23 protein-coding genes are annotated in these 23,590 nt (G+C 63.1%); 10 read left to right on the top strand and 13 right to left on the bottom strand.

Annotated features, from left to right (window positions below):
- Positions 1 to 14 precede the first annotated feature (14 nt).
- Positions 15 to 1,265, bottom strand: a complete 1,251-nt coding sequence (gene kynU, locus DSC91_RS22275; protein WP_115780894.1) for a kynureninase — start codon at positions 1,263 to 1,265, stop codon at positions 15 to 17.
- A gap of 77 nt (positions 1,266 to 1,342) precedes the next feature.
- On the bottom strand, positions 1,343 to 1,981 hold the full coding sequence (kynB, locus tag DSC91_RS22270) for an arylformamidase (protein WP_115780893.1): 639 nt from the start codon (positions 1,979 to 1,981) through the stop codon (positions 1,343 to 1,345).
- Between the two features lie 130 nt (positions 1,982 to 2,111).
- Between kynB and DSC91_RS22265 the strand changes: the two genes are divergently transcribed.
- A complete protein-coding gene (locus DSC91_RS22265; RefSeq protein WP_115780892.1) occupies positions 2,112 to 2,621 on the top strand; it encodes an Lrp/AsnC family transcriptional regulator in 510 nt (169 codons plus the stop codon).
- A gap of 93 nt (positions 2,622 to 2,714) precedes the next feature.
- On the opposite strand, the gene DSC91_RS22260 is transcribed toward DSC91_RS22265, so the two are convergent.
- Positions 2,715 to 3,224 (bottom strand): flavin reductase family protein, encoded by a 510-nt coding sequence (locus tag DSC91_RS22260; protein ID WP_115780891.1) that lies wholly within the window; start codon positions 3,222 to 3,224, stop codon positions 2,715 to 2,717.
- A 258-nt stretch (positions 3,225 to 3,482) separates the two neighbouring features.
- On the opposite strand from DSC91_RS22260, the gene msrA reads away from it, so the two are divergent.
- Positions 3,483 to 4,031, top strand: coding sequence for a peptide-methionine (S)-S-oxide reductase MsrA (msrA, locus tag DSC91_RS22255; protein ID WP_115780890.1), 549 nt, complete (start codon positions 3,483 to 3,485; stop codon positions 4,029 to 4,031).
- On the opposite strand, the gene DSC91_RS22250 is transcribed toward msrA, so the two are convergent.
- From DSC91_RS22250 to pdxH, 3 genes are all read right to left on the bottom strand, one after another.
- Complete coding sequence (locus DSC91_RS22250; protein WP_115780889.1) at positions 4,018 to 5,241, bottom strand: DUF72 domain-containing protein; 1,224 nt, start codon at positions 5,239 to 5,241, stop codon at positions 4,018 to 4,020. The two genes, msrA and DSC91_RS22250, sit on opposite strands and share 14 nt — an antisense overlap.
- A gap of 90 nt (positions 5,242 to 5,331) precedes the next feature.
- Positions 5,332 to 6,546: an SAM-dependent methyltransferase gene (locus DSC91_RS22245; protein WP_115780888.1), complete on the bottom strand. Its 1,215-nt coding sequence runs from the start codon at positions 6,544 to 6,546 to the stop codon at positions 5,332 to 5,334.
- 140 nt (positions 6,547 to 6,686) lie between these two features.
- The gene (gene pdxH / locus DSC91_RS22240) at positions 6,687 to 7,328 is read right to left on the bottom strand and encodes a pyridoxamine 5'-phosphate oxidase (RefSeq protein ID WP_115780887.1); all 642 of its coding nucleotides are present in this window, start codon (positions 7,326 to 7,328) and stop codon (positions 6,687 to 6,689) included.
- A 245-nt stretch (positions 7,329 to 7,573) separates the two neighbouring features.
- Between pdxH and tcdA the strand changes: the two genes are divergently transcribed.
- Positions 7,574 to 8,431: a tRNA cyclic N6-threonylcarbamoyladenosine(37) synthase TcdA gene (tcdA, locus tag DSC91_RS22235; protein ID WP_115780886.1), complete on the top strand. Its 858-nt coding sequence runs from the start codon at positions 7,574 to 7,576 to the stop codon at positions 8,429 to 8,431.
- A gap of 90 nt (positions 8,432 to 8,521) precedes the next feature.
- Here the strand turns inward: tcdA and trxA are convergent, their stop codons facing one another.
- Together trxA and DSC91_RS22225 are read right to left on the bottom strand one after the other, a co-directional pair.
- Positions 8,522 to 9,370 (bottom strand): thioredoxin, encoded by an 849-nt coding sequence (gene trxA / locus DSC91_RS22230; RefSeq protein WP_115780885.1) that lies wholly within the window; start codon positions 9,368 to 9,370, stop codon positions 8,522 to 8,524.
- 160 nt (positions 9,371 to 9,530) lie between these two features.
- Complete coding sequence (locus DSC91_RS22225; protein WP_115780884.1) at positions 9,531 to 10,406, bottom strand: pirin family protein; 876 nt, start codon at positions 10,404 to 10,406, stop codon at positions 9,531 to 9,533.
- Positions 10,407 to 10,583: 177 nt separating this feature from the next.
- Here DSC91_RS22225 and DSC91_RS22220 point away from each other — a divergent pair, with 177 nt between their 5' ends.
- Positions 10,584 to 11,465: an EamA family transporter gene (locus tag DSC91_RS22220; RefSeq protein WP_115780883.1), complete on the top strand. Its 882-nt coding sequence runs from the start codon at positions 10,584 to 10,586 to the stop codon at positions 11,463 to 11,465.
- Between the two features lie 108 nt (positions 11,466 to 11,573).
- Here the strand turns inward: DSC91_RS22220 and DSC91_RS22215 are convergent, their stop codons facing one another.
- Both DSC91_RS22215 and tsaE read right to left on the bottom strand, forming a co-directional pair.
- Positions 11,574 to 13,160 carry an N-acetylmuramoyl-L-alanine amidase gene (locus tag DSC91_RS22215; RefSeq protein WP_115780882.1) on the bottom strand — a complete coding sequence of 529 codons (1,587 nt, stop codon included), beginning with the start codon at positions 13,158 to 13,160 and terminating at the stop codon, positions 11,574 to 11,576.
- Complete coding sequence (gene tsaE / locus DSC91_RS22210; protein WP_115780881.1) at positions 13,142 to 13,762, bottom strand: tRNA (adenosine(37)-N6)-threonylcarbamoyltransferase complex ATPase subunit type 1 TsaE; 621 nt, start codon at positions 13,760 to 13,762, stop codon at positions 13,142 to 13,144. The genes DSC91_RS22215 and tsaE overlap by 19 nt, the downstream gene beginning before the upstream one ends.
- 17 nt (positions 13,763 to 13,779) lie before the next feature.
- Here tsaE and queG point away from each other — a divergent pair, with 17 nt between their 5' ends.
- The 3 genes from queG (at position 13,780) to xerD (ending at position 16,535) form a co-directional block, all read left to right on the top strand.
- On the top strand, positions 13,780 to 15,021 hold the full coding sequence (gene queG, locus DSC91_RS22205; RefSeq protein WP_115780880.1) for a tRNA epoxyqueuosine(34) reductase QueG: 1,242 nt from the start codon (positions 13,780 to 13,782) through the stop codon (positions 15,019 to 15,021).
- Positions 15,022 to 15,132: 111 nt separating this feature from the next.
- Positions 15,133 to 15,603 carry a methylated-DNA--[protein]-cysteine S-methyltransferase gene (locus DSC91_RS22200; protein ID WP_115780879.1) on the top strand — a complete coding sequence of 157 codons (471 nt, stop codon included), beginning with the start codon at positions 15,133 to 15,135 and terminating at the stop codon, positions 15,601 to 15,603.
- Positions 15,600 to 16,535, top strand: a complete 936-nt coding sequence (gene xerD, locus DSC91_RS22195) for a site-specific tyrosine recombinase XerD (RefSeq protein ID WP_115780878.1) — start codon at positions 15,600 to 15,602, stop codon at positions 16,533 to 16,535. The genes DSC91_RS22200 and xerD overlap by 4 nt, the downstream gene beginning before the upstream one ends.
- A 66-nt stretch (positions 16,536 to 16,601) precedes the next feature.
- Here the strand turns inward: xerD and DSC91_RS22190 are convergent, their stop codons facing one another.
- A complete protein-coding gene (locus DSC91_RS22190) occupies positions 16,602 to 18,164 on the bottom strand; it encodes a class I adenylate-forming enzyme family protein (RefSeq protein ID WP_115780877.1) in 1,563 nt (520 codons plus the stop codon).
- A gap of 733 nt (positions 18,165 to 18,897) precedes the next feature.
- On the opposite strand from DSC91_RS22190, the gene ybaK reads away from it, so the two are divergent.
- Positions 18,898 to 19,389, top strand: a complete 492-nt coding sequence (ybaK, locus tag DSC91_RS22185; protein ID WP_115780876.1) for a Cys-tRNA(Pro) deacylase — start codon at positions 18,898 to 18,900, stop codon at positions 19,387 to 19,389.
- Between the two features lie 113 nt (positions 19,390 to 19,502).
- Positions 19,503 to 20,147 carry a glycerol-3-phosphate 1-O-acyltransferase PlsY gene (gene plsY / locus DSC91_RS22180; protein ID WP_115780875.1) on the top strand — a complete coding sequence of 215 codons (645 nt, stop codon included), beginning with the start codon at positions 19,503 to 19,505 and terminating at the stop codon, positions 20,145 to 20,147.
- A gap of 69 nt (positions 20,148 to 20,216) precedes the next feature.
- Here plsY and DSC91_RS22175 read toward each other — a convergent pair whose 3' ends face one another.
- Positions 20,217 to 20,702, bottom strand: a complete 486-nt coding sequence (locus DSC91_RS22175) for a YajQ family cyclic di-GMP-binding protein (RefSeq protein ID WP_028197943.1) — start codon at positions 20,700 to 20,702, stop codon at positions 20,217 to 20,219.
- Between the two features lie 184 nt (positions 20,703 to 20,886).
- On the opposite strand from DSC91_RS22175, the gene murB reads away from it, so the two are divergent.
- A complete protein-coding gene (gene murB, locus DSC91_RS22170) occupies positions 20,887 to 21,927 on the top strand; it encodes a UDP-N-acetylmuramate dehydrogenase (protein WP_115780874.1) in 1,041 nt (346 codons plus the stop codon).
- A 248-nt stretch (positions 21,928 to 22,175) separates the two neighbouring features.
- On the opposite strand, the gene DSC91_RS22165 is transcribed toward murB, so the two are convergent.
- Positions 22,176 to 23,402: an argininosuccinate synthase gene (locus DSC91_RS22165; RefSeq protein ID WP_115780873.1), complete on the bottom strand. Its 1,227-nt coding sequence runs from the start codon at positions 23,400 to 23,402 to the stop codon at positions 22,176 to 22,178.
- Positions 23,403 to 23,590: the final 188 nt, after the last annotated feature.

Below are 23,590 nucleotides of genomic sequence, written 5' to 3'. Positions count from 1 at the left end.
TCATCGCGCGCTCCTTAGGTCACTGCGCCGCGGGCGGCAAATTCAGGTGCTCGCCAGGTCTCTTTCGCAAGCACGTCGCGCAGCGTCTCCACCGCATCCCACACATCGACAAAGCGCGTGTACAGCGGCGTAAAGCCAAACCGCAACACATGCGGCTCGCGATAGTCGCCGATCACGCCACGCGCGATCAACGCCTGCATCACTTCATAGCCATGCGGATGCTCGAAGCTCGCGTGCGAACCGCGCTGCGCGTGGTCACGCGGCGTTACGAGCTTCAAAGGAAACTCGCTGCAACGCGCCTCGACCAGTTCGATAAACAGATCGGTCAACGCGAGCGACTTGGCGCGGACCGTCTGCATATCCGTTTGAAGGAACACATCGAGTCCGCATTCGACCAGCGACATCGACACCATCGGCTGCGTGCCGCACAGGAAGCGGCCAATACCGTCGTCGGGTTGATACGCCGGGTCCATTTTGAACGGCGCGCGATGCCCCCACCAACCGGACAGCGGCTGCGCAAAGTCGTTCTGATGCCGCTTCGGCACCCACACGAATGCCGGCGAGCCCGGGCCGCCATTCAGGTACTTATACGTGCAGCCCACCGCGTAATCCGCGCCGACGCCGTTCAGGTCGACCGGCACCGCGCCGGCCGAATGCGCGAGGTCCCACAGCGCGAGCGCGCCCTTGTCGTGGATCAGTCGGGTCAGCGCGGCCATGTCGTGCATGTAGCCGGTACGGTAGTTCACGTGCGTGATCATGGCGATCGCGGTGTCTTCGCCGATCGCGGCGGGCAGTTCGGACGGGTCGTCGACGAGGCGCAATTCATAACCGCGGTCGAGCTGTTCGATCAGCCCTTGTGCGATGTACAGATCGGTCGGGAAATTCGAGCGCTCGGACACGATCACGCGACGCTTCGGATCGCGTGCATTCGCCAGCCGCACGGCAGCCGACAATAGTTTGAACAGGTTGATCGAAATCGTATCGGTGACGACCACTTCGTTTTCGGCCGCACCGATCAGCGGCGCGAGCTTGTTGCCGAGACGGCGCGGCAATTCGAACCAGCCGGCAGTATTCCAGCTGCGGATCAGGCCTTCGCCCCATTCGGCGCCGATCACGGTTTGCGCGCGTTGCGCAGCGGCCGCCGGTGGAACGCCGAGCGAGTTGCCGTCGAGATAGATGGTGGTCGGCGACAGCGCGAACTGGTCGCGCAGGGTTGCGAGCGGGTCGGCGCTATCCAGCGCCAATGCTTCTTCACGAGTGTTCATGATGGTCCAGTCAATCAGATCAGGGAGTTCGGTGGATGCGATGAATGTGGTGCTTCAGTTTTACGGCGCGTCGGCGATCAGCAGGACTCGGGCAGCGCGCGCAACACGGCCCGCACGGGGCTTGCGTCGAGCGTGGTCAGCTTGAGCGGCAGCGCGATCAGTTCGTAGTCGCCGGGCGCGACGGCATCCAGCACGATGCCTTCGAGGATCGCCATGCGATGCGCGCGAATCCGGTGGTGCGCGTCCATCGTCTTCGATTCCTGCGGATCGAGCGATGGCGTATCGATGCCGATCAGCTTCACCCCTTTCGCGGCCAGCAGATCGATGGTCTCCGGCGCAACTGCGCAAAACGCGCTGTCCCAAGTCGCAGTCGGCGCGTTTTCGTAAGTGCGTAGTAAGACTCGCGGCGGCAGATCGTCGAGCGAGCCAGTCAGGTGTTGTGGCGTGACAACAGGCGAAGCGCCGATGCAATGAATCACGCGGCAGCGTCCAAGGTACGCATCGAGCGCGACTTGCCCGATCGCCGCGCCTTCGGCGTCGTAGTGAAGCGGCGCGTCGGTGTGAGCGCCGGTATGCGGCGACAGCGTCAAACGCGCGACGTTGACGGGCGAGCCCGCCTCCATGCGCCACACACGTTCGATGCCGACGGGCGTATCGCCGGGCCAGACGGGCGTCGCGGTATCGACGGCGGGGGTGATGTCCCAGAGTGTTTCCATGTCTCCATCAGCGGATTGTGTCTATCCAGGAATGATAGGTGGCTTGCCGCGAAATGTGATTGCGAAAAAATCTCCTTCTGAGCCGTGTCTTGGAACATAATTTGAGACAAACGGGAAAGGGAGACCGAATATGAACGCGATCTCGCTCGACGCCACCGATTGCCGTATCTTGACGGTGCTTCAGCAAGAAGGACGGATCAGCAATCTCGACCTGGCGGAGCGCATTTCGCTTTCGCCATCGGCCTGTCTACGACGCCTGCGCTTGCTGGAAGAGCAGGGCGTCATCGAACATTACCGCGCGTGCCTGAACCGGGAAGTGCTGGGTTTTGAACTGGAAGCGTTTGTGCAGGTGTCGATGCGCAACGACCAGGAGAACTGGCACGAGCGTTTTGCGGAGGCAGTGCGGGACTGGCCGGAAGTGGTCGGCGCATTTGTCGTGACCGGCGAAACCCATTATCTGCTGCGGGTCCTCGCTCACAATCTCAAACACTATTCGGATTTCGTGCTGCAACGCCTTTATAAGGCGCCGGGCGTGATGGATATTCGTTCGAATATCGTGCTGCAGACGCTCAAGGAAGATTCGGGCGTGCCGGTGTCGCTAGTGAAGAAAACCAGCGGGCACAGCGCGCCGCATAGCTGAGGGCGGGCGGCTGGTCAGCTTGCGTCGGCTTGTCTCTGCTTTTGCCTGCCTTTGCGTGCTTGCGGCCGCTGTTTATCCACAGCGGCGCCGCGCTCAGAGCGGCGTGAGTCCGTGGAACTGGCCGTTCTGGAAGACCAGCGGCGCAATCTCCGCGGCATTCTCGTGGACGCCGCAGCGCTCCACTTCGCCGACGAAAATCACGTGGTCGCCTTCTTCGTAGCGGCTGCGGTTATGGCATTCGAACCAGGCGAGGGCGCCGTCGAGCACCGGCATGCCGGTGTCGCCTTCGGCGTGCGACACGCCTTCGAAACGATCGCCCTTCACCGTGGCGAAGCGTTTGCACAGATCGAGCTGCGACGCAGCCAGCACATTGACCACGTAGTGACTGTTCGCCCGGAACACCGGCATCGACGCCGAGCGCGTGGCGAGGCTCCACAGCACCAGCGGCGGATTGAGCGAAACCGAATTGAACGAGCTGGCCGTGATCCCTATCAATTGGCCGGACGCTGCGCGCGTTGTAATGACAGTGACGCCGGTGGCGAATTGGCTGAGCGCCTGTTTAAAGGCGGACTGGTCGAAGTTGGGCGGGCTGGCGTGCTTCATTGGGCGGAAGCCTTGGTGCCGGGGCGGGTGACGCCCGGGCTGAACCCGTCGCGCGTGCGGCCGGAAACAAATGATTCAAAAGTCATAGTGAAAATCGTCAATTTATCCCAATTTTAACTGCAATCGCGGTGGACTGGCCGCGACCCCTACCGGTTAATGGAAAAACCGCTAAGCTGGAAAGTCTCGGTGGTGGCATGAGCGTGGCGGTTTTGACTGGGACCGGCATCGGCCGACTATGAGTAACAAGGAGCAAGCAGCATGAGTCAGACAGGTGAAGTCGCCACCCTCGGTGGCGGGTGTTTCTGGTGCCTCGAAGCGGTGTATCTGGGCGTCGAAGGGGTGAATTCGGTGGAGTCCGGCTATGCGGGCGGCCAGACCCAGCGGCCGACCTATGAACAGGTGTGCGACGGCGCGACGGGCCACGCGGAAGTCGTGAATGTCGACTTCGATCCGGCGAAGATCAGCTATCGCGAGATTCTCGATATTTTCTTCGCGATCCACGATCCGACCCAGTTGAACCGGCAGGGTAACGACGTCGGCACGCAATACCGTTCGGTGATTTTCGCCAATTCCGACGCGCAGCGCGAAACGGCGTTACAGGCGATCCGGGAGATCGGCGAACAGCAGATCTACGACGGCCAGATCGTCACCCAGGTGCTGCCGCTCGACGGCAACTACTGGCCGGCCGAGGCGTATCACCAGAACTATTTCGCGCAGCATCCGAATCAGGGGTACTGCTCGTTCGTGGTGGCGCCGAAGGTCGCGAAGTTTCGTCAGAAGTTCGCGCACCGGATCAAGGCGAGCTGAGCCGGCGCGTTGGCTCATCCTCGTGCTCATGCTCATGAGCAAGGCGCGCATACGCTTCAATGATCGCCCGCGCCAGTTCCACGCAACTCAACGGCGCCGATCCCTCCGCCTTGTTGTTGATGGCGATCACCACCGGCTGGCCGGCCAGCGCGTAGCGCGCGGCCAGTTCGGCGAGCGCGCTGCGGGTCGCCGGATCCTGATCGACCAGCTGGTTGAACGGTTCGTACTTGGCCTTCGCCTGTTCGTATTTGAAGCCGCCGTGCAAACTCCAGCGCACGATCAGCGGTCCGGCCGGCTCGCCGTCCAGCAGCGCGAGCGCCGCCGCCTGGCGCAACGGGTCGGGCATCCGCGCGTGAATCCCCACGCAATAGCGCACGCCCGCCGCCTTTAAGGTGCGGATGAAGCGCGGCGTGAGCAAACTTCCGTCGCGGATCTCGATCGCGTAGCACGTGCCTTCCGGCAGCTTCGGCAACGCTGTCAGGAAATCGGCGAGTCGCTCGATGAACACCGCCGGTTGCGCGAGCATCTGGTCGGGCAGCGGCGAGAGCTGGAACACGAGTGCGCCCGTCTTCGCGCCGAGACCCTCGATGCATGGCGTGACGAATTCGTCGATGGCCATTTGCGCGTTCAGAAAACACGGGTTCAACGAAACCGGCTCGCCGCGTTCGGCGCGCACGGTGGCGTCGGTGATCGTCATGGGCGCTTTGACGATGAAGCGGAAGTGCTCCGGCACCTGCTGTGCATAGCGGAGGTATTCGGTGACGGTGAGCGCCTGGTAAAACGACCGGTCGATGCTGACGGTTTTCAACAGCGGATGCGCGCCATAAGCCGTCAGACCTTCGCGCGAGAGTTTGCTGTTGCTGTACTCGTCGCCGTAGACGATGCCGTTCCAGCCCGGAAACGACCATGTCGACGTACCGAGGTGGACCTGTGAGGGCAATTCGGCGGCGAGCGCCAGGAGTTCGGACGAGGGTGGTGCGGGGAGGACGTCGCGCGAACGGCGTCTCTTCGGCGTATCGGCGGTCGCGGGCGCTGCATTGGCGTCGGCTCCGGCCGTCGCGCGCCGGGGTTTTGCGCCCACATCGGGATTCGGCGCCGGCGTTCGCTCCACCGGCATTCCGAACAGATCGAACTGCACCGCCTCCTCGGCCTGTGCATCTTGCTCGCCGCTCACCGGCTGTTCAACTTCACTTGTCCCGCTCTGGTCCATCGATGTTCGACCTGCTGTTTAAGGTTTGCGCCGCGTCGGGCCGCCCACGCCATGCACGTAGACCCGGCACGCCGCCACGGCGCAACCGTATCACAGCGGTTTGTCGTACATGTAGCGGCGCGACCACGGCAAGGATTTCGCGCTGCGGCCGGCTTTGCGGCATACCACCTGGTAGATCGAGACGTCGTCGGTTTCGAACGCGTACGCGCAACCGGCGAGGTACACGCGCCAGATGCGGAATTTTTCGTCGTCGACCAGCTTGCGGGCTTCGTCCGCATGCGCCTCGAAGTTTTCCGCCCAGATGTCCAGCGTGTGCGCATAGTGACGGCGCAGGCTTTCGACGTCAACCGCTTCCAGCCCGCCGCGCTGCATCGCTTCGAGCGCGAGGCTGATATGCGGCAGTTCGCCATCGGGAAACACATAGCGGTCGATGAATTCGCCGCCGCCCAGCGCGGTTTCGCCGCTGTCCGAATCGCTCGACGTGATGCCGTGATTCATGGCGATGCCGTCGTCGGCGAGCAGATCGTGAATCTTCTCGAAGTAGCCCGGCAGATTCTTGCGGCCCACGTGCTCGAACATGCCGACGCTGGTGATGCGGTCGAACTGCCCTTGGATGTCGCGGTAATCCTGCAGACGAATCTCGATCTGGTTTTCAAGGCCTGCGGCTTTCACGCGCGCCGTAGCGAGATCGAACTGGTTCTGCGACAGCGTCACGCCCACGCACCTGGCGCCGAATTTCTGCGCCGCGCGCAGCACGAGCGCACCCCAGCCGCAGCCGATATCGAGCAGGCGCTGCCCCGGTTGCAACTGGATCTTGGTCAGGATGTGGTCGATCTTCTTGATCTGCGCGGTGGCGAGATCTTCGTCGCCATTCTCGAAGTAGGCACACGAGTACACCATGTTCTCGTCGAGCCACAGCTTGTAGAACTCGTTCGAGACGTCGTAGTGATACTGAATGGCCTTCTTATCCGACGATTTCGAGTGCTGGAAGTAGCGCCGTACGCGCGCCAGCTTGCTCGCGCTCGTGACGGTGTTGCGTGCCAGCTGATAGCTGATGTTGATGATGTCCGACAGCTTGCCTTCGATGTCGATCTTGCCCTTCACATACGCCTCGCCCAGATTGTCGAGGCTCGGTTCGAGCAGATAAGGCAGCGCCGTGGCGCTTTTGACATGTAGCGTGACCTGAGGCGCGGCGAACTGCCCGAAGTCATGTTGTTGGCCGTCCCACAGCACGAGGCGTGCTGGCAGGTTAGCCCTGGTTTTTACGTCTTCCACCCACTGCGCCAGCTTTTTCTCCCAGAACATGTGATTTCTCCGTGTCCGTTGAACTAAAGCAAAGCCTGTGTGGATCGCTGCTCAGTGCGGCGCAACTCCCATGCCGCGAGGCGCAATCCCGCCGTCGCGCGCTGCTGCGTTGGCAACGCGCATACGTGTTGTATTTCGATTCAAGGCGATAGGCGGGAGATTTGCCAGTTGCTGCTTTCGCTTGAACGCGTGTAGAGCAGGCGGTCGTGCAGACGCGACGGCCGGCCCTGCCAGAATTCGATTGCTTCGGGTACCAAACGATAACCGCCCCAGTGCGGTGGGCGCGGCGGTTGGTCGCCGTATTGCAGGCTGATTTCGCGTTCGCGCGTTTCGAGCTGCGAACGGCTTTCAATTACCTGACTTTGATTGGATGCCCACGCGCCGATGCGTGAACCGAGCGGGCGCGACGCAAAATACGCATCGCTTTCTTCCGCGCTGGTTTTGACGATGCGGCCTTCCACGCGCACCTGGCGTTCGAGTTCGATCCAGTAAAACAGCAGGCTCGCGTAGGGATTGGCGGCCAGTTCGCGGCCCTTGCGGCTTTCGTAGTTGGTGAAGAACACAAAGCCGCGCTCGTCGACACCTTTGATCAGCACGATGCGCGCCGACGGCCGGCCGCGCGAGTCGACAGTGGCCAGCGTCATCGTATTCGGTTCGGGCAGTTGGGCGTCTACCGCTTGCTGAAACCACGTGTCGAATTGACGAAACGGGTTGTGGTCAATATCGGCAACATCCAATGAACCGAGCGAATAGTTTTTTCGAAGTTCGGCGAGTGAGGTCATTTTCTTATGCGAACACTTCAGTCTAACCAGTATAGCCAGGGCGTGAATTTTTTGCCCACGACCAGATCAAGGCCCGCCGCGCTGTGTGGACATCTGCGCAACCCCGTGTGCGGCCGTTCGTATCTCCGGGTTGGTGCGGCCATGTGGATTGACGCGATCAGGCAAAATACGGGCTGCGAACGCTTGGGCGTGCCTGAGCGTTTCCATCACTCCGTGTTTTGCCTGTTTTGAACGAGCTTTCCACCATGTCCAGCCCCACCGCGCATTCCGATCTTACTACCAGCCTCGACGGGAGTGAAACCGCCGACCGCGCCCGGCGCTTCGGTGGCATCGCCCGCCTGTACGGCACGTCGGCGCTTGCTGCGTTCGAAGGGGCTCACGTCGCCGTGATCGGCATCGGCGGGGTCGGCTCATGGGTGGCGGAGGCGTTGGCGCGCAGCGCGGTCGGCACGCTGACCTTGATCGATCTGGACAATGTCGCCGAGAGCAACACTAACCGCCAGATCCACGCGTTGGACGGCAACTACGGAAAACCGAAAGTCGAGGCGATGGCCGAACGCATCGCGGCAATCAATCCGTTCTGCGACGTGCGGCTGATTGAAGACTTCGTCGAGCCGGACAATTTCTCGGCGACGCTCGGCGGCGGCTTCGACTACGTGATCGATGCGATCGACAGCGTGCGCACCAAGACCGCGTTGATCGCGTGGTGCGTCGAGAAGAAACAGCCGTTGATTACGGTGGGCGGCGCCGGTGGCCAACTGGACCCGACACGCATCCGGATCGACGATCTCGCGTTGACCATCCAGGACCCGTTGCTGTCGAAAGTGCGCGGGCAGTTGCGCAAACAGCATGGCTTCCCGCGTGGTCCGAAGGCGAAGTTCAAGGTGAGCGCGGTGTATTCCGACGAGCCGCTGATCTACCCCGAAACCGCTGTTTGCGATATCGACGAGGAAGCGGAGCACGTCACCACGTCGCCGGGTCATACGGGACCGGTAGGTTTGAACTGTGCGGGATTTGGCTCGAGCGTGTGCGTGACGGCAAGCTTCGGCTTTGCCGCCGCCGCGCATGTGTTGCGGGTCTTGGCAAAGCAGGCGGCGGGTTGATGCGGTTGGGCGGCGGTAGCGCGGTTTATGCAGCGTATGTGGTAATGCATTCAGGCGCGGCTTCCTCGCCGCGCCTGAACACGGTACAGATCAGAACAACAGCGCGCTCAGCTTGCGCCGCCATTGCGACACCAGCTCCGGCTGGTGCGCGGCGAGGTCGAACACCGACAGCATCGTCTTACGGCCGATGTCGTCGCGGAACGCGCGGTCGCGTTGCACGATGGCTAGCAGATGTTCTAGCGCGCCTTCATATTTGCGGCGGGCGATAAGCGCGCTAGCCAGATCGAAGCGTGCTTCGAGATCGTTCGGGTTCGCTGCGACTTTGGCTTCGAGTGCATCCGTAGGCGGCAGGTCGGCCGCTGCGTCCACAGCATCGAGCCGCGTCTTGATCGCGTTGAAGCGGGCGTCGATCCCTTGCGTGGTTTTCGGCGACAGCAAGTCGACTTCATTGCGTGCTTCGTCGATGCGATGCTCTTCGAGCAGCATTTCGATGCGATCCATGCGTGCTTCATCGAAACCGGGGTCGTAGGCGAGAGCGGCTTGCAGCGCGTCGTACGCGTCCTCACGACGGCCTTCGGCCAGCGCGGCTTGCGCTTCAAGACGCGCTGCGTCCGCGCCTTGCGGCACGAGGCGCTCGATAAACTCGCGCAACTGGCCTTCCGGCAGCACGCCGACGAATTGATCGACCGGCTGGCCGTCGGCAAACGCCATGACGTGCGGAATGCTGCGCACCTGGAAGTGCGCGGCCAGTTCCTGGTTCTCGTCTACGTTCACCTTCACCAGCTTCCATTTGCCGGCGGCTTCGGCCTCGAGCTTCTCGAGCATCGGGCCGAGCGTCTTGCAGGGACCGCACCACGGCGCCCAGAAATCGACCAGCACGGGGGCCAGTGTCGACGCCGTGATGACGTCCTGTTCGAATGTGGCCAGAGTGGTGTCCATTGCGTCCTCGTCCATAAAACGGTGTGCGGGCTAGATGGGGCCGCATGCCGCGAATTCAATGGTTCAATGCGGCGGATGCAGGCTGCCGGGGCCGAAAATGCTCGCACAGACGGCGAGCTTGCCAATGGCGGCCCCATGCCATGGGTGCCGCCTTGCTCACTCATTTTCTTGTCGGCAGGGGAATCCATTCGGTTTCGCCCGGCACCTTGCCCATCTCCTGATTGGTCCAAGCCAGCTTCGCGGCGTCGATCTTTTCGCGCGAACTGGAAACGAAGTTCCATTCGATAAAGCGCTCGCCATCCAGCTTCTCGCCGCCGAGCAGCATCACGCGCGCGCCGTGGGTGCTGGCAAGCGTGACGGTTTCGTCGAGTGCGAGCACGGCCATCTGGCCCACTTCGAGCGGCGTGCCGTCGATCTCCAGATCGCCGTCCACCAGATAGACACCGCGCTCCTCATGTTCCGGCTCGAGCGCGAAAGCGCCGCCCGGGGCGAATTCCGCCGCCACATACAGCGTGCCGGAAAAGGTTTCGACCGGCGAGGTTTCGCCGAACGCCGTGCCGGCGATCACCCGCAGCGTGACGCCGTTGCGTTCGACCACCGGCAGCGTAGCGGCGGGATGATGCGAGAAGGACGGTTCGGTGTCTTCGTCTTCGAGCGGCAGCGCGACCCAGGTCTGGATGCCGTGCATGGCGAGGCCGCTCGCGCGGTCTTCGGCCGGCGTGCGCTCGGAATGGACGATGCCGCGCCCCGCCGTCATCCAGTTGACGTCGCCCGGGACGATCTTCTGCTCGGAGCCGAGGCTGTCTCGATGCATGATCGAGCCTTCGAACAGATACGTGACGGTGGCGAGGCCGATATGCGGGTGCGGACGCACGTCGAGTCCGACACCGGGGTCGAGCGTGGCGGGGCCCATGTGGTCGAAAAAGATGAACGGACCGATCAGGCGCGCCGCCATGGCCGGCAGCACACGTCGCACGGTGAGGCTGCCGACGTCGCGCAGATGCGGTTTGAGAACTGCTTTGATCGAAGAAGACATGGGCAGGCTCGGCTGGAAGGGTGAGTCGGATTTGGCTTAATTGTTGATTCTACTGCGGAGGGCGGAATGGCAACGGTTTGCCCCGCCTGATCGTTCCGTGATTCCGTAATGCACGCCGTCCCCTGACGCCGCGACCTCCGTTAAACTGCCGGTTCCAACAATCGGATGGAGACCGGGATGTCGCCGAAGGACCTACTGCTCGCGCTGGTCGTCGTGATTGCGTGGGGCGTCAATTTCGTCGTGATCAAGGTGGGCCTGCACGGTGTGCCGCCGATGCTGCTCGGTGCGCTGCGTTTCACGCTCGCCGCGGTGCCGGCGGTGTTTTTCGTCAAGCGGCCGCAGATGCCGTGGCGCTGGCTGTTCGTTTACGGCGCGACGATTTCGTTCGGGCAATTCGCGTTCCTGTTCTCGGCCATGTATGTCGGCATGCCGGCCGGGCTTGCATCGCTCGTCTTGCAGGCGCAGGCATTCTTCACGCTGATCTTCGCGGCGCTGTTTCTGCATGAGCGCTTTCGCGTGCCGAACATTGTCGGTTTGCTGATCGCGGCGGGCGGGCTCGCGGTCATCGGCATGCAAGGCGGCCATGCGATGACGCTCGCCGGTTTCGTCCTCACGCTGTGCGCGGCGTGTTCGTGGGCGCTCGGCAACATCGTCACCAAGAAGGTCGGCAACGTCGATCTGGTTGGGCTGGTGGTGTGGGGCAGCCTGATTCCGCCGTTGCCGTTTTTCGCGCTGTCGTACGCGTTCGAGGGACCGCAGCGGATCGTCGCGGCGCTGTCCGGGATCAGCGCGATGTCGATTTTCGCCATCGTGTACCTCGCGTTTATTGCAACGCTGATCGGTTACGGGCTGTGGAGCCGGCTCCTGTCGCGCTATCCGGCGAGCCAGGTGGCGCCGTTCTCGCTACTGGTGCCGATTGTCGGGCTGGCGTCGGCGTCCGTGTTTCTCGACGAGCGGTTGTCCGAGGCGGAGATCGTGGGCGCCTTGCTGGTGATGGCGGGGTTGGTGGTGAACGTGTTCGGTGGGTGGGTCGTGCAACGGTTTTCACCGGCGCGTTGAATGCCGCTTAGGTGGTGTTTGGGCGAGAAACAGAAAAAACGGCCGCATCGAGCGGCCGTTCTTGCTTGATGCCGGCGTGACGAGGTGTCAAGCCGGGGGGGCATCAGGTCAGGTCATCCGGTTTTTCGCCAACGGCGGATTCGCCGCGAAATAGCGCTTGATGCCGGTCATGATCGCATCGGCCATCTTCTCCCGATACGCGTCGTCGTTCAGGCGGCGCTCCTCGTCCGGGTTGCTGATGAACGCGGTCTCCACGAGGATCGACGGAATATCCGGCGCCTTCAGCACGGCAAATCCGGCCTGTTCGACCGAACCTTTGTGCAGCTTGTTGATGCCGCCGATCTCCTTCAGCACGAAGTTGCCGTAGCGCATCGAGTCGCGAATCTGCGCGGTGGTCGACATATCGAACAGCGCGCGGTTGACGGTGGCGTCCGCGGACTTGATGTTGATCCCGCCGATCTGATCCGACGAGTTCTCCTTGTTCGCCATCCAGCGCGCCGCGGCGCTCGACGCGCCGTGCTCCGACAAGGCGAACACGGACGAGCCTTTCGCGTCGGGCGTGGTGAACGCGTCCGCGTGGATCGACACGAACAGGTCCGCGCCGACCCGCCGGGCCTTCTGCACGCGCACGTTCAGCGGCACGAAGAAATCGGCGTCGCGCGTCATCATGGCGCGCATGTTCGGCTGTGCGTCGATCTTGGCGCGCAACTTCTTCGCGATGTCGAGCGCGACGTGTTTCTCGTACGTGCCCGAGCCGCCGATCGCGCCTGGGTCCTCGCCGCCGTGACCCGGATCGATCGCGACGGTCAACAGGCGCACCGTGCTGCTCTTGCCGGATTTCGGGTTGGTGAAGGCGTAGCTATCGTCGCCGTCGTTGTCGTCGCCGAGATTGCCGGCGCTGTTGCCACTGCTATTGCCGCCTTTGTTGCGAGCGATGGCGATTGGCGGCGCGACGGGCGCAGTCGGGGTCGAAGGTTTGCCGAGGATCGGCGGCGCGGGGGGCGGGCTCACGTGCACCGGCGGACGCGGCACGCCTGGCGACGTCCCGCTGCTGCCGTTCTGCGCATAACGCTCGAAGAAGGCTTCGCTGTTGTCGGCGGCGGGCGGCGTGATACCGGGCCCGCTCAGCGTGGCGGGCGGTGCGTTGTTCTCGTCCAGCGTTTGCTGCTTGCGCTCGGTCTGCGCGAGCAGGTCCATCAGCGGATCGGGCGCGACCGCGGGGTACAGGTCGAACACCAGCCGGTATTTGTACGCGCCGACTGGCGGCAGCGTGAACACCTGCGGCTTCACCGAACCCTTCAGATCGAACACCATGCGCACGACGTGCGGCTGATATTGCCCGACGCGCACCGACTGAATCTGCGGATCGTTCGGCGTGATCTTCGACACCAGATCCTTCAGCGCCTGATCCAGATCGAGGCCGTTCAGATCGACCACCAGCCGGTCAGGACCCTGCAACAATTGCTGCGCGTTCTGCAAAGGCTGATCCGATTCGATCGTCACGCGCGTGTAATCGCGCGCCGGCCAGACCCGCACGCCCAGCACCGAACTCGCCCACGCGAGGCGCGGAACGACAAGGCCGAGCACCAGCGTGGACGCGCCCGCGCGCAGAATCTGCCGGCGCCGCCAGCTATGCGTTGCGGTCGCCGCCGATTCGATCGAGCGGAACGGTTTGATCAACATCTTTCGAGACATGCCTTTCCTGATTCGCTGTATGCCCGTGCAACGAGTACCCGGCCGTCGCCCTCGTGGTCCAGGTCGAGCGCGAAGACGAGATCCGGCACGCCAAGCAGACGCCCGGCGCGCTGCGGCCATTCGACGAGGCAGATGGCGCCGCTGTCGAAGTACTCGCGAAAGCCAGCGTCGGCCCATTCGGCCGGGTCGGTGAATCTGTACAGATCGAAGTGATAGAGCGCGAGTTCCCCGGCGGGCCGCTCGAGCACGTAGGGTTCGACGAGTGTGTAGGTGGGACTGCGCACGCGGCCGGTGTGGCCGAGGCCACGCAAGGTCGCGCGCACGAGCGTGGTTTTGCCGGCGCCGAGGTCGCCGGCGAGTTGAACTTGCAGCCCGTGGAATGCGTGTTGATCCGCGGCGCCTGGCGCGTGTTGCTGCGCCGCTTGCCGGGTTCCTTGCTGTGCTTCCTGCAGCGGCTTTTGCTGCAACTCGCGCACGCTTTCGATCGCCTGCGCGAAGCGCTCGCCGAATGCGTGAGTGGCGGCCTCGTCCACGAGCGCGAAGGAGCGTTCGAGCAGGACATCCGCGGGCGGCTGGATCGCGAGATCGGGATTGACGGGCATTCTCGTAAAATGGCGTGATGAACCGAAGTCCGGAGTCCCCTGTTTCCCGCACGCCAGCGTCAAACGACGAAACGCGTGCCGAGCGTCATTTCGATGAAGCGGCGCTGAATGCGCTCGCGCTCAAGATCAAAACGTGGGGCCGTGAACTGGGTTTCGCGGCGATCGGTATCAGCGACACCGATCTCTCCGCTGCCGAAGCGCCGCTTGCAGCATGGCTGGACGCGGGGTGCCACGGCGAGATGGATTATATGGCGAAACACGGCATGAAACGCGCGCGCCCCGCCGAGCTTGTGGCCGGCACGCGACGTGTGATTACCGCGCGCATCGCCTATTTGCCTGCTCAGACATTGAGCGGAAAGGCGCACGAAAGCGCTTTGCAGGACACGCCGCTCGCACCGCCAGACTGGCGCGCGGCCGAGCATGCGCGGCTCGCGGACCCGTCGGCGGCGGTGGTGTCGATCTATGCGCGGGGCCGCGATTATCACAAGGTGATGCGTAACCGTTTGCAACATCTGGCCGAGAAAATCGAGGCGGAGATCGGCGCATTCGGCTACCGCGTATTTACCGATTCGGCGCCGGTACTCGAAGTCGAGCTTGCCCAGAAGGCCGGAATTGGCTGGCGCGGCAAGCACACGCTGCTGCTGCAACGGGATGCCGGTTCGCTTTTTTTTCTCGGCGAAATCTACGTCGACGTGCCGTTGCCCACCGATGCCGAGACATCGCCCGACGCTGCGCCCGAAACGCCGGGCTCACATTGCGGCAGTTGCACGCGCTGCATCGGCGCATGTCCGACGGGTGCGATCGTGGCGCCCTACAAGGTCGATGCGCGCCGCTGTATTTCGTATCTGACGATCGAATTGAAGGGCAATATTCCCCTGGAAATGCGGCCGCTGATCGGCAATCGTGTGTATGGCTGCGACGATTGCCAGCTCGTCTGTCCGTGGAACAAGTTTGCGCAGGCCGCACCGGTCGCCGATTTCGATGTGCGGCATGGGCTCGATCGCGCGACGCTGGTCGAACTGTTTGCATGGAGCGCGGAGGAGTTCGATACGCGCATGCAGGGTAGTGCGATTCGCCGCATCGGCTACGAGAGCTGGCTGCGCAACCTGGCCGTGGGGATGGGCAATGCGCTGCGAGCCGCGCCGGAAAGCCTGAGCGCGGATGCGCGCGAGGCGATTGTCGACGCGCTGAAGTTGCGCGCCGACGACCCTTCCGCCGTCGTGCGCGAGCATGTGGAATGGGCGTTGGAAGCAGCGTAAAGTAGCGGCATTCCGGCGGGGGGGCGTTTTCTTTGGGTTAAGCACCTGCACTCAACGCAGGTACGCTGCCGTGCGGTAAAAAGCGCCCCGCCAATCACGAAGCAGGCAACCATGTTCAACGCAGTGATCGATGCACCGTTCGGCAAGGTCGGCATTCGGCTCGAAGGCGAGGCCGTGCGCGAGATCGTCTATCTGCCGGAGTCGGTGCAGAACGTCGCGCCGGACACGCTTCTCGCAAAGCAGGCTGTGGAGCAGATCGAACGCTATTTCGAACGCGCGTCCGCGACGTTCGAATTGCCACTGGCCGCGGTCGGCACCCCGTTTCAGCGGCGCGTGTGGCAAGCGATCAGCGAGATCCCGCCGGGCGTCGTGCTGACCTATGGGCAATTGGCGAAACAACTGGGTAGCGTCCCGCGTGCGGTCGGCCAGGCGTGCGGCTCCAACTACTTTCCGATCGTGATTCCGTGTCATCGGGTGGTCAGTTCGAGCGGCATCGGCGGATTCGCGCATCACGCCGGAGATGGCTTCTTTCGCAACGTCAAGCGCTGGCTTCTGGCGCATGAAGGCATTCCCTACGCATGAGCGACACCGTGACTGACGACGCGCCGATCGCGTCACCCTTGTTTATGGCGAGCTCGGCCTCGATCGACGCGTTCTGCGACGCGTTGTGGCTCGAGCACGGTTTGTCGCGCAACACGCTGGATGCGTACCGGCGCGATCTGCGGCTGTTCTGCGAATGGCTCGCGCAAACTCGCAACACCTCGCTCGACACCGCCAGCGAGGCCGATCTCAACGCCTACAGCGCGGCCCGCCAGAAAGACAAATCCACCTCGGCGAACCGCCGGCTCTCGGTGTTTCGCCGCTACTACGGTTGGGCGGTGCGCGAGCATCGCACGAAGGTCGATCCGACGGTGCGTATCCGTTCGGCCAAGCAGCCGCCGCGTTTTCCTTCGACGCTCACCGAAGCGCAAGTCGAAGCGCTGCTCGGCGCGCCGGATATCGACACGCCCTTGGGCCTGCGCGACCGCACCATGCTCGAGTTGATGTACGCGAGCGGTTTGCGAGTCACGGAACTGGTCACGCTGAAGACGGTGGAAGTGGGCCTGAACGAAGGCGTCGTGCGCGTGATGGGCAAGGGCTCGAAAGAGCGCCTGATTCCGTTCGGCGAAGAGGCGCACGGCTGGATCGAACGCTATCTGCGCGAAGCGCGTCCGGCTTTGCTCGGTGCGCGGGCGACAGATGCGTTGTTCGTCACGAGCCGCGCGGAGGGCATGACGCGTCAGCAGTTCTGGAACATCATCAAGCGTCATGCCGCGGCGGCCGACGTGCGCGCGCCGCTCTCACCGCATACGTTGCGGCACGCGTTCGCGACGCATCTGCTGAACCACGGCGCCGATTTGCGCGTCGTGCAATTGCTGCTCGGCCATACGGATATCTCGACCACGCAGATCTATACGCACGTGGCCCGCGAACGGTTGAAGTCGCTGCATGCGCAGCATCATCCGCGGGGGTGAGGCGCGCCTGCCCTTGCCGTAGCTTTTGTGCGGCCTGGCGTGGCCGAAACCATGGTGGCTGCTGCTTTACATGAGATCCCGAAGCCGATGCTTGAGAATCTTTCCGGTCGACGCGGCCGGCAGCGCCGCGAGCGCTTTCACTTCGGCAGGGCGCTTGTACGGCGCGAGACGCTCGCCACACCACGCGATCAGTTCAGCCGGCGTCACTGTTGCGCCTGCGATCAATTCGACGAACGCGACCACTTCCTCGTTGCCCTCCACGGCGCGCCCGATCACCGCCGACTGCACGACCTGCGGGTGCGCGTTCAGCACATGCTCGACTTCCGCCGGATACACGTTGAAGCCCGAGCGGATGATGAGATCCTTGCTGCGTCCGACGATATGCAATGCACCGTCGCTGTCTTGCCGCGCGAGATCGCCGGTCTTGAGCCAGCCGTCTTCGGTAACGGCGACGCGGGTTTGCTCCGGGCTGCGGTAGTAACCCAGCATCACGTTCGGGCCGCGCACCCATAGTTCGCCGATTTCACCCGGTGCGGCATCGACACCGTCGAGTCCGACGAACCGTACATCGACGCCAGGAATGACCTCGCCGACCGAGCAATCGCTGCGCGGCGCGTCGAGCATGGTGTGGGAGATGGTCGGGCTGCTTTCGGTCATGCCGTAGCCGTTGTGCAGCGGGAGGCCGTAGACGCTTTCGGCGTGCGCTTTCAGGGCGGCGTCGAGCGGCGAGCCGCCCGAATAGGCAAAGCGCAGATGCGGCGCGGACCACGCGTGGCCGTGTGTCTGCAAATATTCGAGCAGTTTGGCGTGCATGGCCGGAACGCCCTGGAAGATCGACACCCGCTCTTCGGCGAGCGCGCGCCGCACTGCTTCCGGCACGAAACGCGGCGCGAGGCGCAAGGTTGCGCCGGCGTGCAGGCTGCCGAGACAGACCGAGGCAAAGCCGTACACGTGCGAGATCGGCAGAACGGCGTACACGACATCGTCCGGACCGACTTTGCGCAAGCGGCTCGAGATGGCCGCGATGAAGAGCAGATTGCGGTGCGACAGCATCACGCCTTTCGGCGCTCCCGTGGTTCCCGTGGTGTAGATCAGTGCGGCGCATTGGCGGTGATTGACGGCTTCGACCGGTTCGGCCTGCGCCTTGGTGTCGATCGTGTACGACCAGGCGCCGATATCCGGGGTGATGGCAGGCGCCGTGACGGCTTGAAGCCTCTGTGCATGCTGTTGGGCATCCACGGAGCTTTCGACCGCATACGCGACCACGCGAGGCGCTGCGTGCGCCCGGATCGCGTCGAGTTCGGCGGCGGACAGGCGGGCATTCGACACCAGCGCCCACGCGTCGAGCTTTGCGGTCGCGAACAGCAGCACGATCTGCGCGATGCTGTTCTCGGCCACGATCATCACGCGATCGCCGCCACGCACGCCCCATTCGCGCAACAGTGCGGCGGCGGCATTGACCGCTTCCTGAAGTTGCGCGTAGGTGAGGCGGCGCGCATCCTCGATCAAAGCGACGTGTTGTGGATCGCGCGCGGCCGCGAGCGCCGGAATCCCGGCAATCCTCGCGGGCAGCGCGGCCAGCAGCGCGGGGATGTCGATCGTGGAACGGCTGGATGAATCAAAGCTCAACGTCGTCTCCTGTGTCGACCCGAGTTAGCGCTTTAGCGCTTACTCGGGTCCCATGCAACGCAGTCGACCCGAGTTAGCGCTTTAGCGCCTACTCGGGTCCCATGCAACGCAGTCGACCCGAGTTAGCGCTTTAGCGCCTACTCGGGTCCCATGCAACGCAGTCGCCCCGAGTTAGCGCTTTAGCGCCTACTCGGGTCCCATGCACCGCAGTCGACCCGAGTTAGCGCTTTCGCGCCTACTCGGGTCCCATGCAATGCAGTCGACCCGAGTTAGCGCTTTAGCGCCTACTCGCGTCCCATGCACCGCAGTCGACCCGAGTTAGCGCTTTCGCGCCTACTCGGGTCCCATGCAATGCAGTCGACCCGAGTTAGCGCTTTAGCGCCTACTCGCGTCCCATGCACCGCAGTCGACCCGAGTTAGCGCTTTCGCGCCTACTCGGGTCCCATGCAATGCAGTCGACCCGAGTTAGCGCTTTAGCGCCTACTCGGGTCCCATGCAACGCAGTCGACCCGAGTTAGCGCTTTAGCGCCTACTCGGGTCCCATGCAACGCAGTCGACCCGAGTTAGCGCTTTAGCGCCTACTCGGGTCCCATGCAACATAGTTGCAAAACGATTCCGTGCCCGGCGTGCGTGCGCCGGAAAGTTTTCGAACGATCGTGCCACAATCACCGGCGCCACACAATTGGCCATTCGGCAAATAGCCGTCGTGCAAACTCGCCATTACAATGCGCCGATGAGCAAATCCAGACACGTTTCCGAAACGCCCGCGACGCAGTTTCTGCGCCGTCATGGCGTCACTTTCGGCGAACATCCTTATGATTACGTGGAGCACGGCGGCACCGGGGAATCGGCGCGCCAGCTCGGCGTGGACGAACATCATGTCGTCAAGACACTGGTGATGGAAGACGAGCACGCGAGACCGCTGATCGTGCTGATGCACGGCGACCGCACCGTCAGCACCAAGAATCTGGCGCGGCAGATCGGCGCGAAACGCGTCGAGCCTTGCAAGCCCGAGGTGGCGAACCGGCACTCGGGCTATCTGATCGGCGGCACGTCGCCGTTCGGTACGAAGAAGCAGATGCCGGTGTACGTCGAGTCGAGCATCCTCGCGATGGACAAAATCTGGCTGAACGGCGGGCGGCGCGGTTTTCTGGTCAGCATCGAGCCCACGGTATTGACGGGCTTGCTGGCGGCGAAACCGGTTCAGTGCGCGAGCGTCGATTGACGTTTGTCTCAATGTTTTCCGGGCAGGCGGGTTCGGTAGAATGTGCGCCGCCTTGTTCCCTGTTGCGGTCGGGGCGTCGAGTTCCAGACCGTCGATCCTTATAAGAGTCCCAGATGCAAAACCTGATCGTTGCTGTCGTTGCCTACCTGATCGGCTCGGTGTCGTTTGCCGTGATCGTGAGCGCCGCCATGGGGCTGGACGACCCGCGCTCGTACGGCTCGGGTAACCCGGGCGCCACCAACGTGCTGCGCAGCGGCAGCAAGAAGGCCGCGATTCTCACCCTGATCGGCGACGCTTTTAAAGGGTGGTTGCCGGTGTGGTTCGTGGTGCACTTCGGCGCGCGTTACGGCCTCGACGATACGTCGGTTGCGATTGCTTCCGTGGCGGTGTTTCTCGGCCACCTGTATCCGATTTTCTTCCGCTTCAAGGGCGGCAAGGGCGTGGCGACCGCAGCGGGTGTGTTGCTCGCCATCAACCCGATCCTCGGCGCGGCCACCTTGCTCACGTGGCTGATCGTGGCGTTCTTCACGCGCTATTCTTCGCTGGCGGCACTGGCCGCGGCGGTGTTCGCACCGATCTTCGACGGCTTTCTGTTCGGGCCGCATATCATCGCGCTGGCGATTGTCGTGATGAGTTCGCTGCTGGTCTGGCGCCACCGCGGCAACATCGCCAAGCTGATGCGCGGCCAGGAAAGCCGCATCGGCGCAAAGAAGAAACCCGACGCAGCAGCTGGCGCGGCGGGCGGTAACGAACCTTGAGCGCGGGTGGGTGCGTCACGTTCGGCATCGGGCGCGCCAGCGCGGCCCGGTGCCGAACGCGACGGGCGTTCAGTCGCGGAAGTTGTTGAAGTCGAGCGGCGTATCGGTCACGTCCTTGCGCAGCATCGCGATCACGCTTTGCAGATCGTCGCGCTTGCCGCCGGTGATGCGCACCGCGTCGCCCTGAATGCTCGCCTGGACCTTGATCTTGCTGTCCTTCACGAGGCGCACGATTTTCTTCGACAGATCGCCGGACACGCCTTTCTTGATCTTGATGACCTGCTTGACCTTGTCGCCGCCGATCTTCTCGATCTTGCCGTAGTCGAGAAAGCGCACGTCCACATTGCGCTTGGCCATTTTCGACAGCAGGACGTCTTTCACCTGGCCGAGCTTGAAGTCGTCGTCCGCATAGGCGGTGATTTCGCTTTCCTTGTGCTCGACGCGCGCGTCCGACCCTTTGAAGTCGAAGCGGGTTGAAATTTCCTTGTTGGACTGCTCGATCGCGTTCTTGACTTCGATCATGTCCGCTTCGCAGACGACGTCAAACGATGGCATTGTTTTCTCCCAATAGTGCTGCGGTGCGTGGCGCGGCCGGTCGGCTGCTCACGAGGCACTCGCTATAATCACGAACCGGACGTCATTTTACCGACGCCACTCCCTTTTGCCTAAGGCCGCCGCGCATTGCCGCGCGGCCAGGGCCAGATGCCGTTTTGCTGGTCGTTCCATTCTTCTCAATCCGATGTCCCAATCCGACTCCGCCGCGTTCATTGCCGGCTATCCGCTGAAGGCGCATAACACCTTCGGTTTTGATGTTCGTGCGCGGTTTGCATGCCGGATCGAGCACGAAGCGCAACTGATGGCTGCCGTGCGCGATCCGCGTGCCGCCGGCTTGCCGCGGCTGGTGCTGGGCGGCGGCAGCAATGTCGTGCTGACGCGGGACTTCGCCGGACTGGTGCTGCTGGTGGCGCTGCAAGGCCGCCGCCTCGTGCGCGAGGACGATGATGCATGGTACGTCGAGGCGGCAGCCGGTGAGCCGTGGCATGACTTTGTCGCATGGACTTTGTCGCAAGGGTTGCCCGGTCTGGAGAACCTCGCGCTGATTCCGGGCACGGTGGGGGCGGCGCCGATTCAGAATATCGGCGCCTATGGGCTGGAGATGTGCGAGCGGTTTGCGTCGCTGCGGGCGGTTGAGCTGGAAACGGGGGCAGTGCTCGAACTCGATGCCGACGCGTGCCGATTCGGCTATCGCGACAGTTTTTTCAAGCGGGAAGGGCGCGACCGGTTTGTGATTACTTCGGTCACTTTCCGTTTGCCGAAGGTTTGGCAGCCGCGGGCTGGGTACGCGGATCTTGCGCGCGAACTGGCTGCGAGTGGCCGCGCCGATACACCGCCGAACGCACAAGCGATTTTCGACGCGGTAGTCGCGGTGCGGCGCGCCAAGCTGCCTGATCCGCTCCAGCTCGGAAACGCCGGGAGTTTCTTCAAGAATCCAGTCGTGGAGGCCACACAGTTCGAGGCCCTGAAGGTCCAGGAGCCCGAGGTCGTGTCTTACCTTCAACCGGACGGCCGGGTGAAGCTTGCGGCGGGCTGGCTGATCGATCGATGTGGCTGGAAAGGTCGCGCAATGGGCGCAGCGGCCGTGCATGAGCGGCAGGCGCTGGTGCTGGTCAATCGCGGTGGGGCGAGCGGCGCCGAGGTGTTGGCGCTGGCGAAGGCGGTTCAGCGCGATGTGCTGGCGCGATTCGGGGTTGAGCTGGAAGCGGAGCCGGTTTGCCTGTGATTGCGGCAGGGGACGACGCGAGCCGCGCTTAAGTGGCTGGCTGTCGTCCTGGCGATTGGGTGCGAGAAGGTGGGCGCGGCTTGAAGCCAGTCCGCCGTCGTTCGATTTGGTGCACAGTGCGCTGCAATAAAAAAGGCGCCGGGAGTTTCCCCCGGCGCCTTTTTTCGCATCTGCGCTTCAGTTCTGACCGCGCCTTGCGGCGCTTGACTTCGCTTGCAAGAAGTTAGCCTTCACCGAAGCGCATGTTCTCAGCCGCGCTGACGACGCGCATTCTCCGCAATCCGCATACGCAGTGCATTCAGCTTGATAAACCCGCCTGCGTCGGCCTGGTTGTACGCGCCGCCGTCGTCGTCGAACGTCGCGATCGTCTTGTCGAACAGCGTTTCCTTCGAATCGCGCGCGACAACCGACACGCTGCCCTTGTACAGCTTCACACGCACCCAGCCGTTGACCTTTTCTTGCGTATGGTCGATCAGCACCTGGATTGCGCGACGCTCCGGGCTCCACCAGTAGCCGTTGTAAATCAGCGATGCGTAACGCGCCATCAGGTCGTCTTTCAGGTGAGCCACTTCGCGGTCGAGGGTAATCGACTCGATGCCGCGGTGCGCCTTCAGCATGATCGTGCCGCCCGGCGTTTCATAGCAGCCGCGCGACTTCATGCCGACGTAACGGTTTTCGACCAGGTCCAGACGGCCAATGCCATGCTTGCCGCCCAAACGGTTCAGCTCGGTCAGCATTTCAGCCGGCGACAGGCGCTTGCCGTTGATCGCGACCGGGTCGCCGTGCTCATACTCGATGTCGAGATATTCAGCCTGGTCCGGCGCTTCTTCAGGCGACACCGTCCAACGCCACATATCGGCTTCGGCTTCGGCCTTCGGGTCTTCCAGGTGGCGGCCTTCGAACGAGATGTGCAGCAGGTTCGCGTCCATCGAATACGGCGCGCCACCTTGCTTGTGCTTCATTTCGATCGGAATGCCGGCCTTTTCGGCGTAAGCGAGCAGCTTTTCGCGCGACAGCAGATCCCATTCGCGCCACGGCGCGATCACCTTGATGCCCGGTTCCAGCGCGTAGTAGCCGAGTTCGAAGCGAACCTGGTCGTTGCCCTTGCCGGTTGCGCCGTGCGAGACCGCTTGCGCGCCGGTGGCGCGAGCGATTTCGATCTGACGCTTGGCGATCAGCGGACGCGCGATCGACGTGCCCAGCAGGTATTCGCCTTCATAGATCGTGTTGGCGCGGAACATCGGGAACACGTAGTCGCGCACGAATTCTTCGCGCAGGTCTTCGATGAAGATGTTGTCCTGCTTGATGCCGAGTTGCAGGGCCTTCTTGCGCGCCGGTTCCAGTTCTTCGCCCTGGCCGATGTCGGCCGTGAACGTGACGACTTCGGCGTCGTAATTGTCCTGCAACCACTTCAGGATGACGGAGGTGTCGAGGCCGCCCGAATAGGCGAGCACGACTTTCTTGATATCGCTCATGGTGAACTCGTAGCTGGAGAAAGCTGGAAAACAGGGCGCGCCGGCAGTTCCGGAGCGCGGAAAACCACTATTTTGACACTAAACCGCCGCTTGCCCGCGTTTTTGGAGCTGTGCGGCGGGTCAGCCGGTTCCGCTTGCAACCGCGGAAGCCGGCCCGATGCGTGGCGTTAAACGTGGATGCCTTGCCT

The organism is Paraburkholderia caffeinilytica (assembly GCF_003368325.1).
In the GTDB taxonomy this organism is placed as follows: domain Bacteria; phylum Pseudomonadota; class Gammaproteobacteria; order Burkholderiales; family Burkholderiaceae; genus Paraburkholderia; species Paraburkholderia caffeinilytica.
This window is presented reverse-complemented; position numbering and strand designations above follow the sequence as displayed.